At 48.6% G+C, this 13,840-nt stretch carries 10 protein-coding genes; 7 read left to right on the top strand and 3 right to left on the bottom strand.

The annotated features are described in order from the left end of the window. Positions 1-156: 156 nt before the first annotated feature. Together glgB and glgA are read left to right on the top strand one after the other, a co-directional pair. Positions 157-2,076 (top strand): 1,4-alpha-glucan branching protein GlgB, encoded by a 1,920-nt coding sequence (glgB, locus tag A3848_RS08505; RefSeq protein ID WP_074084518.1) that lies wholly within the window; start codon positions 157-159, stop codon positions 2,074-2,076. A 42-nt stretch (positions 2,077-2,118) separates the two neighbouring features. Then, positions 2,119-3,543 carry a glycogen synthase GlgA gene (gene glgA, locus A3848_RS08500; RefSeq protein WP_074084517.1) on the top strand — a complete coding sequence of 475 codons (1,425 nt, stop codon included), beginning with the start codon at positions 2,119-2,121 and terminating at the stop codon, positions 3,541-3,543. 110 nt (positions 3,544-3,653) lie between these two features. On the opposite strand, the gene A3848_RS08495 is transcribed toward glgA, so the two are convergent. Beyond that, complete coding sequence (locus tag A3848_RS08495; RefSeq protein WP_074084516.1) at positions 3,654-5,399, bottom strand: alpha-glycosidase; 1,746 nt, start codon at positions 5,397-5,399, stop codon at positions 3,654-3,656. A gap of 342 nt (positions 5,400-5,741) precedes the next feature. Between A3848_RS08495 and A3848_RS08490 the strand changes: the two genes are divergently transcribed. The 4 genes from A3848_RS08490 (at position 5,742) to A3848_RS08475 (ending at position 9,719) form a co-directional block, all read left to right on the top strand. Continuing rightward, positions 5,742-6,560: a transporter substrate-binding domain-containing protein gene (locus tag A3848_RS08490; protein ID WP_074084515.1), complete on the top strand. Its 819-nt coding sequence runs from the start codon at positions 5,742-5,744 to the stop codon at positions 6,558-6,560. A gap of 143 nt (positions 6,561-6,703) precedes the next feature. Then, positions 6,704-7,363: an amino acid ABC transporter permease gene (locus tag A3848_RS08485; protein WP_074084514.1), complete on the top strand. Its 660-nt coding sequence runs from the start codon at positions 6,704-6,706 to the stop codon at positions 7,361-7,363. Then, a complete protein-coding gene (locus tag A3848_RS08480) occupies positions 7,350-8,072 on the top strand; it encodes an amino acid ABC transporter ATP-binding protein (protein ID WP_074084513.1) in 723 nt (240 codons plus the stop codon). Before A3848_RS08485 ends, A3848_RS08480 begins: the two co-directional genes overlap by 14 nt. A gap of 117 nt (positions 8,073-8,189) precedes the next feature. Further along, positions 8,190-9,719: a Ppx/GppA phosphatase family protein gene (locus A3848_RS08475; RefSeq protein WP_074084512.1), complete on the top strand. Its 1,530-nt coding sequence runs from the start codon at positions 8,190-8,192 to the stop codon at positions 9,717-9,719. On the opposite strand, the gene ppk1 is transcribed toward A3848_RS08475, so the two are convergent. Then, positions 9,685-11,787, bottom strand: coding sequence for a polyphosphate kinase 1 (gene ppk1 / locus A3848_RS08470; RefSeq protein ID WP_074084511.1), 2,103 nt, complete (start codon positions 11,785-11,787; stop codon positions 9,685-9,687). The two genes, A3848_RS08475 and ppk1, sit on opposite strands and share 35 nt — an antisense overlap. Before the next feature lie 365 nt (positions 11,788-12,152). Here ppk1 and A3848_RS08465 point away from each other — a divergent pair, with 365 nt between their 5' ends. After that, on the top strand, positions 12,153-12,821 hold the full coding sequence (locus A3848_RS08465; protein WP_074084510.1) for a 3D domain-containing protein: 669 nt from the start codon (positions 12,153-12,155) through the stop codon (positions 12,819-12,821). A gap of 90 nt (positions 12,822-12,911) precedes the next feature. On the opposite strand, the gene A3848_RS08460 is transcribed toward A3848_RS08465, so the two are convergent. Then, positions 12,912-13,805 carry a polysaccharide deacetylase family protein gene (locus A3848_RS08460; RefSeq protein ID WP_074084509.1) on the bottom strand — a complete coding sequence of 298 codons (894 nt, stop codon included), beginning with the start codon at positions 13,803-13,805 and terminating at the stop codon, positions 12,912-12,914. Between the last annotated feature and the right edge of the window lie 35 nt (positions 13,806-13,840).

Here is a 13,840-nt window from a genome sequence, read left to right as displayed (position 1 = left end):
AACGCATAGGTGAAATATATTGCCTTATCTCTGCAAAAATTACATGAATAATTTTCTTAATTCTTGAACCCCCGATTTTCTGCCCGAAATCATTTTCAAATCAGGCACATTCGGGTAATGTTAAAGGTGCATCCTATATTAGAAGGTGGTGATGATTTGGCCGATATATCAGCAACTGTTAACCTCCCGTCAAACGATGATATTTATTTGTTCCATGAGGGCACGAATTATCGCAGCTATACGATGCTGGGCGCGCACATTGCCGCTGAAGAAGGAATACCTGGCGTACGCTTTACCGTGTGGGCTCCTCATGCGACATATGTAGGATTGGCTGGTAATCATAACGGCTGGGATGGAACTGAAGACGTGGACTCGTTATATAAGATACCCGATTCAGGAATTTGGAGTCGTTTTTTTCCGGAGATGAAAGCGGGAACTTTTTACAAATACAGGATTGTGGCTGCAGACGGGTCAAGCTTCCTCAAAGCAGACCCTTATGCCTTCCAAGCGGAGGTGCGTCCGGCCACTGCTTCTATTGTTGCTGAACTGGATGGCTACACCTGGGGGGACGCTGCCTGGCGGCGGCGGAGCAAGGCACCTTATCAGGCACCGCTGAATATTTACGAAATGCATTTTGGAACCTGGCGCCAAAAAGAAGATGGTGAACTATTCACTTATCGTGAGATGAGTGAGCTTCTGATTCCCTATCTGCTGGAAATGAGCTACACCCATGTCGAATTCATGCCTCTCGCTGAACATCCATATGATTTGTCCTGGGGATATCAGGGCACCGGGTATTTTGCTGCGACAAGCCGCTTTGGGGAACCGCAGGATCTGATGTTTCTGATCGACAAGCTGCATCAGGCAGGCATCGGCGTGCTCCTCGACTGGGTTCCGGCTCATTTTGCCAAAGATGCCCATGGACTTCGATTGTTCGACGGGTCGCCGCTGTATGAATATGCTGATCCAATGCTGGCCGAGAAACCGGGGTGGGGGACACTTTCCTTTGATTTCAGCAAACCGGAAATTTCATCCTTTTTGATATCGAATGCGCTGTTCTGGTTCGAGATGTATCATATTGACGGAATGCGTGTAGATGCAGTCACCAGTATGCTCAGACTGGATTTCGAAAAAAAGAATCATGAATATCGCAGAAATGTAAATGGCGGTTTGGAAAATTTGGATGCCATCCGGTTTATTCAGCAACTCAATAAGACGATCTACCACTATTATCCGAAGGCTTTGATGATGGCGGAGGAGTCAAGTGCCTGGCCGGGCGTTACAGCTCCGGTGCATGAGGGAGGACTGGGATTTAACTACAAGTGGAACATGGGCTGGATGAATGACACACTGGGTTACATAGAACATGATTTCGGGGAGAGACCGTATCATCATCATTTGTTGACCTTTCCCATCTGTTATGCCTATGCCGAGAATTATACGCTTCCGTTATCCCATGACGAGGTGGTGCACGGCAAGAAGTCACTCCTCGACAAAATGCCAGGCAGCTACGAGCAGAAATTTGCAGGCCTTCGCTTGCTGCTGGGTTACCATATCAGCCATCCCGGCAAAAAACTGCTGTTCATGGGAGGGGAATTCGGTCAGTATATCGAATGGAAGGACCAGGACCAACTCGACTGGCTGCTGCTGGAGTATGAGAGCCACCGCCGCATGCTGGCCTTCACGGCTGCGCTGAATAAGCTCTATGTGAACGAAAGAGCATTGTGGGAGCTTGATCATGATATGGAAGGGTACCAGTGGATTGATGCCGACGACAGCGGCCAGAGTATTATCTCTTATATCCGGCGTGGCAAAAAACCGGTCGATACCTTGCTGATCATCATCAATTTCCAACCGGTGGAACGGCAATTGTACCGGATTGGAGTTCCTCGCCCGGGGACCTATGAGGAGCTGTTTAGCTCGGAGAATATAGAATTCGGTGGGTCGGGTATGCACAATGATCCGATGAAGAGCACCAAATATGAATGGCACAATCAGGTCAACAGCATTGAACTAACCATTCCCCCACTAAGCTTCCTGGTGTTGAAGAAATCAGGCCGAAAGGCAGTAAAATAAAAAAGGGACCGCAGTCCATACAATTAAGGGGGATATCGAGATATGAAGGTTTTATTCGCTGCAGCTGAAGCCCATCCGTTTGTCAAAACGGGAGGGCTGGCCGATGTCATTGGAGCGTTGCCCAAAGCGCTGAAAGGAGCAGGTGTGGATGTCCGGGTGATTTTGCCTAAGTACCGGGGGATTCCAGAGAAATTTGTTTCCCAAATGGAACATGTTGCTGTTCTGAGTGTACCGATCGGCTGGCGCAATCAGTATTGCGGCATTGAACGGTTGGTCTATGACGGCATTCCGATATACTTTGTTGATAACGAATATTATTTTGGACGGGACGGCATTTACGGCTATATGGATGATGGCGAGCGTTTTGCCTTCTACAACCGTGCGGTTCTGGAGTGCCTGGAGATTATTGATTTTCAGCCGGATGTGCTGCACTGTCATGACTGGCATGCGGCGGTGATTCCGATGCTTCTTCAGGGGCATTACCGCCACAATCCATTCTACAAGGAAATCCGTACCGTGTTTACCATTCATAATCTTCTGTATCAGGGGGTATTTCCTTACGAGGTGCTTGGTGAACTACTGGGTCTGGATGACAGCTACTTCCTCGGTGTAGAGTATTACGGGAATGTGAATTACATGAAAGCGGGCATTGTCTACAGCGATCATATCACGACAGTTAGTCCGACGTATTCTGAAGAAATCCGCACGGCGTATTATGGATATGGGCTGGATGGACTGCTCAACTCACGGGCAGACAGCCTGAGCGGGATCGTCAACGGGATCGATACTAAGATCTATAATCCGGCCAGCGATCCGCAAATTTACACCCGATACCGTTCCAATTTGGCCAAAAAAGCCGAAAATAAACTCGCCTTACAGCAGGAGCTGGGACTTCCGGTCGCACCTTATATCCCGATGTTAGCGATGGTCACCCGCCTGGTCGACTCCAAAGGTCTGGATCTCCTAACGCGTGTGCTGGATGAGCTGCTCTATTATGATGATATCCAGTTTGTGCTGCTGGGCACCGGTGATGAAGTCTACGAACGGTGGTTCCGTGAGGCGCAGTGGCGTTATCCATCCAAGCTGTCGTCCCAAATCCTGTTCAATGATGCACTGTCCCGCAAAATTTATGCGGCAAGCGACCTGTTCCTCATGCCGTCCAAATTCGAGCCCTGCGGAATCGGCCAGCTGCTGGCCCTGCGCTACGGAAGTATTCCGGTAGTCCGCGAGACAGGCGGGTTGAACGATACCGTACATGCCTATAATGAGGAAACCGGAGAGGGGAACGGGTTCACCTTCAAGGATTACAACGCCCATGATATGATGTACACCATCCGCCGGGCGGTGTCGTTTTATCAGAAGCCGGAACACTGGAAAAAAGTAACCAAAAATGCGTTTGCCGGTGATTACAGCTGGAACGTATCGGCGCAGCAGTACATTGACATTTATAACCGTATTTTGGAGTAGAAGAGAAGCTTAAGTATATAAAAAGGACGTTTTGCAGATCATATTGATCTTTGCAGAACGTCCTTTGTTTATCTGATGCCAAAAGGCAGTGCTGCGACCATTCAGAACATTTAGCCCAAGTCCCGGCTGAGAATCCGGTACCCGTAAGGGTCGAGCGAGATATGCATCATGCCGTCTTCCGGGGCGACAGACGCTCCGGTAAGCGCATCCTGCCAATCGTCGGTTTCCATGGGATGGCTAAGGATACGGGGTTCCGGAGAATTGTTCATCCATACCGTAAAATGAATCACGTCATCCGAGCGCTCGTATACGATGCACGGGTCATTCTCACACGCCTGCAGAATGCGGAAGCGGCCTTCCCGCAGCGCCTTGTTTTCCTTTCGCAACGCAATCATCATCCGGTAAAAATCATACAACTCACGATCCTGCTTCGCTTCATCCCATTCCATGCATTTGCGGCAGTCCGGGTCCTCGTTACCGGTAAGGCCGATTTCGTCGCCATAATAGATGCAGGGCGTACCCATAAAAGTAAAAAGAAAAACAACGGCCAGCTTCAGTCTCCGCTTGTCTTCGTTTAATACGGTCAAGAGCCGGGGCGTATCATGGCTGCCAAGCAAATTGAAGACCACTTCATTGGTCTGTTGCGGATAACGCATCAGGAGGCCTCCAATCCGGTGACCGAAAGTAATACCGTCCATCCCTCCGTTGAAGAACTCCAGTACCGTACCCGAAAAAGGATAATTCATAACAGAATCGAACTGGTCCCCCAGCAGCCAGGTCAACGAGTCACTCCATACTTCGCCAACGATATAGGCTTCCGGATTGGCGGCTTTGACCACTTTGCGAAAGTCCCGCCAGAAATGATGGTCGACTTCATTGGCAACGTCCAGCCGCCAGCCGTCCACCTTAATTTCCTTGATCCAGTATTCAGCAACTTCCAGCAGGTAGGACCTCACCTCGTGATTGGCTGTATTGAACTTCGGCATGTTGCCAAAAAAACCGAAAGTGTCATACGTAGGAATACCGTCGACAATTTCGGCCGGGAAGGAGTTCAGATGGAACCAGTCTTTGTATACCGAATACTCGCCTTTCTCCAGAACATCCTGAAACGGCGGGAACTTGTCACTGCAGTGGTTGAACACGGCGTCCAGCATGACGCGAATGCCTTTGTTGTGACATTCTTCGACAACGGTTTTGAACAACTCATTATCCCCGAAATGGGGGTCGACCTTCTTATAATCGACAATATCGTATTTGTGGTTGGAGGGTGACACGAAAAGGGGAGTGAAGTAGACCGCATTGATCCCGAGCTCCTGCAGATCGTCCAGATGGTCCAGCACTCCTTGCAGATCTCCTCCAAAAAAGTTGTCCAGCTTCGGCTTCCCGCCCCATTCCTCCGTTCCCTCCGGATCATTCGAAGGATCGCCGTTGGCGAACCGTTCCGTCATAATCTGGTAGAACACCGCATCCTTGGCCCATTTTGGAACCTGAAACAGATCGATTTGGTGGATGTAGGGAAACTCATAGAAATGGTTGGGTGCTTGCGGGCATTCCGAACGGATGCCATTGTCGAGCAGATATACCGTTTCGTTGCCTTTGCTCACACGAAAGGTGTAGCTAAGGCGTTTATATTTAGGCCGGACCGCGGCTTCCCAATAATCGAACATGTCGTCCGAGGCCGCTTTTTCCATCATAATATCGTAAGAAGTATCTTTCCAATTGTATTTGTCCCCGGTAAGCGCTACTACACAGTCCACATCATCCCGTTTGGTGCGAACACGCAGATGTATAGTCTTTGCATCGTAGGCATAAGCCCACTTGTCGCGGGGAACATGGTACATAGCCTCAACTAGCATGATTGCACCTCCTAAAAGTTTTGTGCATAAAACTCGCTTGGTAAACATAAATTTAGGTTTTGTGAGTTCAGAAGTTAATACCACCGGCAGAGACTGCATGAACCAACACGGTTATTCCGGGAGTAATTGGAGATAGTACATAGTATATAGTATATACTTCTTTTAACAGCATGTGCAAAATGGTTGGGGGACTGAGCAGTGCTCCTGATTTTCCTTCTGCATTTAGCAAGCTTTGTCACAAATTTGTCTTTGCATATTCATGCGTAGTGATTTATAATAAATCGGTCAATGGGACAACTTAGAGAACTTAAGAACTTAAAGAGAACAGGGGAGATACACAGAATGAACAAATGGGGTAAACTTTCACTAGGAATGGTGCTGGTAGCAGGTCTGATGACCGGCTGCGGCAACAATAACAAAAACAATAGTGCAGCTACGGACACCAGTGCGAATACAGGTACCAAAGCTGCTGCCAAGACACTTACTTTGGGAACCAGTGCGGATTTTCCTCCCTATGAGTTCCATAAAGTAGTGGATGGCAAAGATACCATTGTGGGTTTTGATATCGACATTGCCAAAGATATTGCGGCGGATATGGGCGCTGAACTCGTCATCAAGGACCTTAACTTCGATTCCCTGCTCAATGAGCTGTCCAGCGGCAGAGTGGATATGGTGATTTCCGGACTAAGTCCAACTCCAGAGCGTGAGAAGGCGGTAGGACTGTCTGATATTTATTATAAAGCAGAGCAGGCTGTTGTTGTGCGGGAAGCCGACAAAGACAAGTTTGCAACCATGGATTCCCTGAAAGGTATCAAGCTGGGTGTGCAGACCGGATCCATCCAGGAAGACATCGCCAAAGGCATTGAAGGTGCTCAGTTGACTTCCTTGGGGAAAATTTCCGAAATCGTGCTGCAGCTGCAATCCAACCGTGTAGATGCTTCTATTATGGAAGGACCTGTTGCCAAAGCTTTCGTGAAGAACGTCAAAGGACTGGCGATTACAGATGCCAAACCTGAGGTTGCAGATGACGGTTATGTAATTGGCGTGAAAAAAGGCAACGATGAACTGCTGAAACAAATTAACGCGACACTGACCCGCCTGAAAGCCGAAGGCAAGATTGACGAGTATGTTGCTGCTGCCAGCGAGCTTGCCGAGAAGTAATGTTTCTGGCTTGCTTTTAGGAGGGTTACTTTTAACTGCCCCTGCAGAATGTTGCGGGGGAAGGTTTAATAATAAGAGTGGATATGAAAATGGCGGTGATCCGCTGTTTTCTATTTTTTTGCAGACAGGAGGTTATGCCAAAAATGAATTTATTCGATATTGCTTATGAGTACCGCAATTTTTTCCTTTCCGGTTTGAAGTACACGCTGTTGTTGGCTGTGCTGGGGGTATTCTTCGGATTTGTGCTCGGCATTGTAGTTTCCTTGCTTCGTATGTCCAAGTGGTGGATACTGCGTTTCATTGCGACAGCCTGGGTGGAATTCCTGCGTGGAACACCAATGCTGGTCCAGCTGTTTTTAATCCATTACGGCCTTCCTGAATTTGGCATAGAGTTTTCGCCGATTCAATCCGGGGCAATCACACTGACTATTAACAGCTCCGCGTATCTCGCTGAGATTTTCCGTGCCGGGATACAAGGTGTGGACCGCGGACAAGTAGAAGCAGCACGCTCGCTTGGTATGCGGCAAGGGATGACGATGCGTTATATAGTCTTGCCCCAGGCCATCAAGAATGTACTGCCTGCTATCGGTAATGAGTTCATCACCATCATTAAAGAATCTTCCATCGTTTCAATGATTGGGGTAGCCGATCTGTTGTTCGAAGCGAGATCCGTTACATCTATAAGCTACGAAGGGCTGAATCCCTTGCTCGTAATTGCTGTAATGTACTTTATTCTGACATTTACATTGTCTAAGATCCTTGGTTTATTGGAAAGGAGGCTAAGAACAGGTGATCACCGTTAAGAACCTGCAAAAAAGCTTCGGTAAGCTGGAAATCCTGAAGGGCATTGACCTGCAGATCCAAAAAGGAGAGGTGGTCGTCGTTATCGGCCCCAGCGGATCGGGCAAAAGTACCTTTTTGCGTTGTCTGAATCTGCTGGAGCAGCCTACAGGCGGAGAAATCACTTTTGAAGGTGAATCAATTACAGACAAGAAGCATGACATCAACGTGACGCGGGAAAAAATGGGTATGGTTTTCCAGCAGTTCAACCTGTTTCCACACAAAACTGTACTGCAGAATATTATGCTGGCTCCATTGAAAGTGAGAAAGCAGCCCGCATCAGAAGCAGAAAAAATCGCTACTGAACTGCTGCGCACTGTTGGTCTTGCAGATAAACGGGATGCTTATCCGTCTCAGCTTTCCGGTGGACAAAAGCAGCGGATTGCCATCGCGCGGGCTCTCGCCATGCAGCCGCATGTAATGCTGTTCGATGAGCCTACCTCGGCGCTTGATCCTGAAATGGTCGGTGAAGTGCTGGAGGTCATGAAGAAACTGGCTGAAGATGGCATGACGATGGTAATCGTTACCCATGAAATGGGCTTTGCCCGTGAAGTAGGCGACCGCATCTTGTTCATGGACGGCGGCGTGATTGTGGAAGAAGGCGAACCGTCGCAGGTTTTCGGCAATCCAAAGCATGACCGGACGAAGGATTTCTTAAGTAAAGTTCTATAGATTAGCTCCAAACGGCCCCGGAACCTTTCTCCGGCGGCCGTTTGTTTTTGGTTCGCAGCGGAATGGGTGATATAGTATACATAAATGTCCAATCAACTTGAAAAGGAGTACATACAGATGAGAGATGATCTTTGCCGGATTGGCATTATTGATATTGGTTCCAACTCTATTCGACTTGTAATATATGATACTACGCTAGAAGGAGGCTACAAAATCATCAAGGAGTGCAAATACTCCGCTCGTCTGAGTGAAAAGATCACAAAAGACGGCAGGCTGGAGCGGAAGGACATGAATACCATTGTTCCTGTTCTGCACCAGTTCAAGGAGATTTGCAGCGCCTTTGAGGTTGATAAAATCCGCGCCGGCGCCACTGCGGCTATCCGCAATGCGGCAAATTCCGAGGAGATTATCACCTACCTTTCAGAGGCATCAGAGATTCATATTGAAGTCATCAGCGGACACCAGGAGGCTTACTTTGGATTTTTGGGCGTTATTAATGCCTTTGATGTTCAGGATGGCTTTGTAATTGATATCGGTGGCGGAAGCACGGAAATCACCTTATTTCGGGGACGACGCTACCAGCAAAGTATTTCTTTTCCGTTCGGTGCGGTCAATACAAATCTGATGTTCAGCCATGGTGGCAATTGGAACGGAGACCAAGTACGTAAACTTCAGGCCTATGTGATAGGGAGACTAGTAGAGCATGACTGGCTGAACAGCGGGGCAGGACTCCCGCTTTACGGGCTTGGTGGAACTCTGCGCTCTCTGGGGAAGCTGGACCAGAAGATGCGGGATTATTCCCTTCCGAATTCACACGGCTATACCTTATCCAGTGAGACCATAGATCACTTTATGGAGACACTGCCTACTATTCCGTATGAGAAGCGCAAAGATTTGGAGGGGCTGTCCAAGAGCCGTGGGGATATTATCGTCTCGGGGCTGATTATTTTCCACACGGTTTACAAGTATATTGGCGCCAGCGAGGCATTAATCAGTGGAGAGGGCCTGCGGGAAGGCATGCTGCATGACCTGCTCGAACCGGAGCAGCCTGTGCGGGAGAGTGCGCTGGAATTCAGTCTCAATACGATCATCCGGTTTGATATCCGTACATCGAAGCGGCATCTGGATCATATCTTTAAGCTGGCACTCAGCCTCTTTGATGCATTTGGTGCAGAAGGGGACCGGGATGAGCAACGGATGCTGATCTACGTGTCAATCATGCTGCATCGGACCGGCTCCAATATTAACCATTATCAATCCAAGCGGCATACGCGGTACTGGCTGATGAACTCTCCGATCCGCGGACTAACCCACCGTCAGCTGATTCTGGGAGCTTTGATTGCCTCCTACAGCACAAAAAGCCGGAAGCAGAAATTGTCCCAGACCTACAAGGACATTTTACTTGCTTCCGACGAAGAATGGATTCATAAGCTTGGTACACTCGTACAGCTATGCATTGCGCTGGATAGTACCGAGATTGGTATCGTAAGCGGACTAGAAGCCCGCCTCCACGGCAATACGCTTGATCTGGAGCTGCAGGGTGCCGGTGAGCTCTTGATCGGTCTGGAGGACATTGAGAATGCCCTCAAAACGTTCAGGAATGTTTGGGGGCTCAAGGTAAAGCTCGGCTTCCCTTCCAGCGGGTAACATCCATAGCGGCGAACTGGCTCCGGAAAGGGGCCTTTTTGTCGTCTGCACGCTCGTAGTATCCGTTCGGCTGCAGGAAACTGGACTTTACATTATCCTTAAGCGTCAGATCAAGAATCTTGACAATCTGTTTACGGATTTGGCTGTCTTTCACGGGACACATCAATTCAATACGCCGGGTAAGATTACGTGTCATCCAGTCGGCACTGGACAAGTAGACCTCTGGGTTGCCGCCGTTCTCGAAATAATAGATCCGGGAATGTTCCAGGAAACGGTCCACAATGCTTCGTACAGTGATGCGTTCACTAAGTCCTTCAATCCCTGGACGCAGGCAGCACACCCCGCGCACAATCAGATCAATCGGTACTCCTGCCTGGGCTGCTCTGTACAGATTGTCGATGACCTCCTGATTGGAGAGGGAGTTCATTTTGGCGATGATCCGGGATGGACGCCCGGCGGCGGCATGCTCAGCTTCACGCAGAATCAGCTTTTGAAGCGAAAGGCTCATATTGGTCGGTGCAACGATGAAGGAGTTCCAGTCATAATTGGCGGAATACCCTGTCATCTGGTTGAACAGCTCGGAGGCATCCAGGCCGATCTCATTATTCGCGGTGAACAAGCTAAGGTCAGTATAAGCCTTAGCCGTGCTGTCATTGTAGTTGCCTGTTCCGACATGTACATAACGGCGAAGTTCAAGCCCTTCCTGGCGGACAATCAGCGTAACCTTGGCATGAGTCTTGAGGCCAACCAGACCGTATACTACATGACAGCCCGATTGCTCCAGCTTACGCGCCCAGGCGATATTGCGCTCTTCATCGAAGCGTGCCTTTAGCTCCACGACTACAGTGACCTGCTTGCCCGATTCAGCGGCATTGGCCAGTGCTGTAATCAGTGGAGAGTTGCCGCTGACGCGGTACAATGTCATTTTGATGGCCATGACCTGCTCGTCCTCTGAAGCCTGAATGATGAAGTCCGTCATTGCATCAAAGGATTCATATGGATGGTATACCAGTACATCACGTTCCCGGAGCACCTCGAAGAAATCCTCGTTCTCATCGAATTCAGCCGGATAGAGCGGTTCGATAGGAGCATCATGGAGATAGGAGAAGCCCTTTAGACTGTTTGCAAAACCGCGCAGGAAACCAAGATCCAGCGGTCCCTCCACCTCAAACACGAAATCTTCAAGCTCGAATTCAGCCTGTAGCTGTTCCAGGGCATAAGGATGAATCCCCTTTTGTACTTCCAGACGGGCGGGAACACCTCTCCGCCGTTTGCGTAGCTCCTTTTCAATCTCTTCCAGCAGGTCTTCCGCACCTTCTTCATCAATAGTAAGGTCGGAATTGCGCGTTAAGCGGAATTCACTAACGGCCACTGGATCATAACCGCTGAATAAAGTCTGGATATGATGGCGGATTACATCCTCAATAAACACAAACTGACGTTTTTTGCTGTTGGAACGGTGGGGAAGTGGAATACATCTGGGCAAATTGGAAGGGATCTGCAGAATTGCAAAATAAGGATCCTCTTCCAGACTACCCTTTCGTGTCAGCACGACCGCAAGATAGATAAACTGGCTGTGAACGAGCGGGAATGGCCGGCTCTGGTCTACGGCCATTGGAGTCAGTACAGGGAAAATAATGTCCCGGTAATATTGTTCAATCGAGAGCTCCTGCGCCTGCGTAAGGTCTTCGTAATTTACAAACACGATACCTTCTTTATGCAGACTTCTGGAGATATCCCGGTATGTTCTGTATTGGTCGGCAATAATTTTAGTGACCCTTTTGATTAGGCGCTTATAAAGGCCGGAGGGGGTGTAACCGGTAAAATCTTTTTTTGTATAGCCTGCCCGGATCTGATCCTGAATCCCCGCTACACGGACACTGATGAATTCATCCAGGTTACTGGAGACAATCGCCAGGAACTTGGCCCTCTCCATAAGCGGGTTATCCATATCCTGTGCCTCCTGGAGGACACGCCTGTTAAATTCAATCCAGCTTAGATCACGGTTCAGATATGCTGTTGCTGGGCTGGTATGGATGTTCTTTTTCTCTTCTGCATTCACGTTCATAGACCCTCCAAGTGCTTCAATGTCTTTGTCTTCTATCATTCTACTATTTGCTCAAGGGAGAAATGTTAAATCTGTGTAAAATTTGCGCGAAAATGTTCAGAAGATGCAACGAAATAATGAATTTTCAGCTGCATTTTTGAAAGATATGTTAATTTTAAATCAAATGATAACGCTTCAAAACTCCATTTCTGTCAAAATGGTAACAATTTCTTAGGCATAGGTTACAAAGTTGTGATATATTAATAACTGTTAGTTTTACAAACACCAGGGCATAAGGAAACATACATACGTCCGGAGTTATTTTGAAGCAGCATGAACAGGGATCTTCCCCGGGTCTGACTGCGCTACTAATGAAGGAGGAAATCATGAAAATCAAATTTGGAGCCGTTGCAGCACTCGCTGCAGCCATAGGAATCAGCACTCTGATACAAGCCGCACCCGTCCAGGCAGACAGTATACATATCGCAGGAGATACTACCACCTATTATACTCTATCCAATCATTATGGCATAAGCATGGATAAAATTATGGATGCCAATCCGAATATTCCAGCGAGTAATATTTATCCTGGACTTAGGCTCTCAATCCCTGGCATTCTCAAAACACAGAATGTTGCGGCGGCTGAACCCTCAGCTAAGGAATCAACAGGAGTGTCACTCTTAAGTGTAGAACCGCAGAGCAACACAGTTCAAGCCTGGGGTAAAGAATACAGCTACGGCAAAGTGCTTCAGGTGAAAGCAACAGCCTATTCCTCTGCAGCCAGCGAGAATGGCAAATGGGGTGCAGTTGACTATTTTGGCAATCCGCTGAAGCTGGGTACCATTGCTGTGGATCCTAGTGTGATCCCGCTTGGGACTCAGGTACTGGTAACCGGGTATTCCCATCCCGGGTTGCCTAAGCAGGCATTTCTTGCCACTGCAACGGATATGGGAAGTGCGATCAAAGGGAACCGCATCGATATCTTTATCCCTGGCAGTCAAAGCTTTGTTTCAGATTTCGGTTTCCAATATGTGCAGCTGTATGTGATTGAATAGACTCAAGACTCAAAAGGAAACGAAACATGCCGAAGCCCGGCAGTCCTCGTTTCCTTTTTTTTGGATCTCAGGTTCAGTGCTATTTAATATTCATTTTCTTACTTCCTTTTCTTTGCTGACCTGGAGCATCTGCGGGATGGTGACAAAGGTATAACCCCGTTTACGCATGATGTTGATCACTTCAGGGAGAGCCTGGATTGTTCCCCGTAAATTGCTGCCCCGGCCCCCGCCGCCATGCTGCAAGATGATGGAGCCCTTGCCTGCGTGGGTAATGATATTATTCCGTACCTGTGATTTCGACAACCCCTTCCAGTCCAGGGAGTCTACATTCCAGTTCACTAGCTTGTACCCATGGGCTTTGGCCCATTTCAGCTGCTGTTCATTGATGTCTCCATAGGGAGGACGGATCAGCCGCGGCTTATAGCCGGCCATCGTATTGATGATATTTTCAGTGCGTATAATCTGGGTCCTATAAGCATTTACACTGATTTCACCAAACTTCGGATGGTTATAGGAATGATTGCCGACGACATGGCCTTCCTTAATCATCCGGGCCACAAGTTCGGGGTGTTTCTCTGCCCGGCTGCCCACGACAAAGAAAGTGGCGTGAACATGACACCTGCGCAGCACGTCAAGCACTTGTGGAGTAAATCGGGGGTCCGGCACGTCATCGAATGTGAGTGCGATATGTTTGCGCCGCGGTCCTTGTGTCTTGATCGTTTCAGGATATTTGCGCAGCAGTTGGCTGAGGGTAAGGGTTTCTGCCCGTTTTTGTGATTGGGACGCTGAACGTGAAGAACCTGCGGGGATCGCCTGATCTTCTATGGGTGCTGTTACAGGTCTCGTACCACTATCCAGCTGTGGGAACAAACCGGGAAACTCAGGATGGGCTGCTGCAAGCTCTCCGGCGGAAGCGGGGCTGAGCAGACAGAAGCAGACAATCGCTAAAATGAGCAGATATCGGCTTATCTGCAGGCTTTTCATCAAGGTACGCCTCCTTTTTATGATACTGCAACCAA

Origin of the sequence: Paenibacillus sp. P32E (assembly GCF_001909085.1) — a bacterium.
GTDB classification, from domain to species: Bacteria; Bacillota; Bacilli; order Paenibacillales; family Paenibacillaceae; genus Paenibacillus_AQ; species Paenibacillus_AQ helianthi.
The sequence above is the reverse complement of the archived record's forward strand: the minus strand, read 5'-3'. Positions and strand labels throughout refer to the sequence as shown.

Excerpts from the sequence above, each read along its gene's own strand:
- glgA (WP_074084517.1), top strand. The coding sequence starts at position 2,119 with ATGAAGGTTTTATTCGCTGCAGCTGAAGCCCATCCGTTTGTCAAAACG.
- A3848_RS08495 (WP_074084516.1), bottom strand. The coding sequence starts at position 5,399 with ATGCTAGTTGAGGCTATGTACCATGTTCCCCGCGACAAGTGGGCTTAT.
- A3848_RS08490 (WP_074084515.1), top strand. The coding sequence starts at position 5,742 with ATGAACAAATGGGGTAAACTTTCACTAGGAATGGTGCTGGTAGCAGGT.
- A3848_RS08485 (WP_074084514.1), top strand. The coding sequence starts at position 6,704 with ATGAATTTATTCGATATTGCTTATGAGTACCGCAATTTTTTCCTTTCC.
- A3848_RS08475 (WP_074084512.1), top strand. The coding sequence starts at position 8,190 with ATGAGAGATGATCTTTGCCGGATTGGCATTATTGATATTGGTTCCAAC.
- ppk1 (WP_074084511.1), bottom strand. The coding sequence starts at position 11,787 with ATGAACGTGAATGCAGAAGAGAAAAAGAACATCCATACCAGCCCAGCA.
- A3848_RS08465 (WP_074084510.1), top strand. The coding sequence starts at position 12,153 with ATGAAAATCAAATTTGGAGCCGTTGCAGCACTCGCTGCAGCCATAGGA.
- A3848_RS08460 (WP_074084509.1), bottom strand. The coding sequence starts at position 13,805 with ATGAAAAGCCTGCAGATAAGCCGATATCTGCTCATTTTAGCGATTGTC.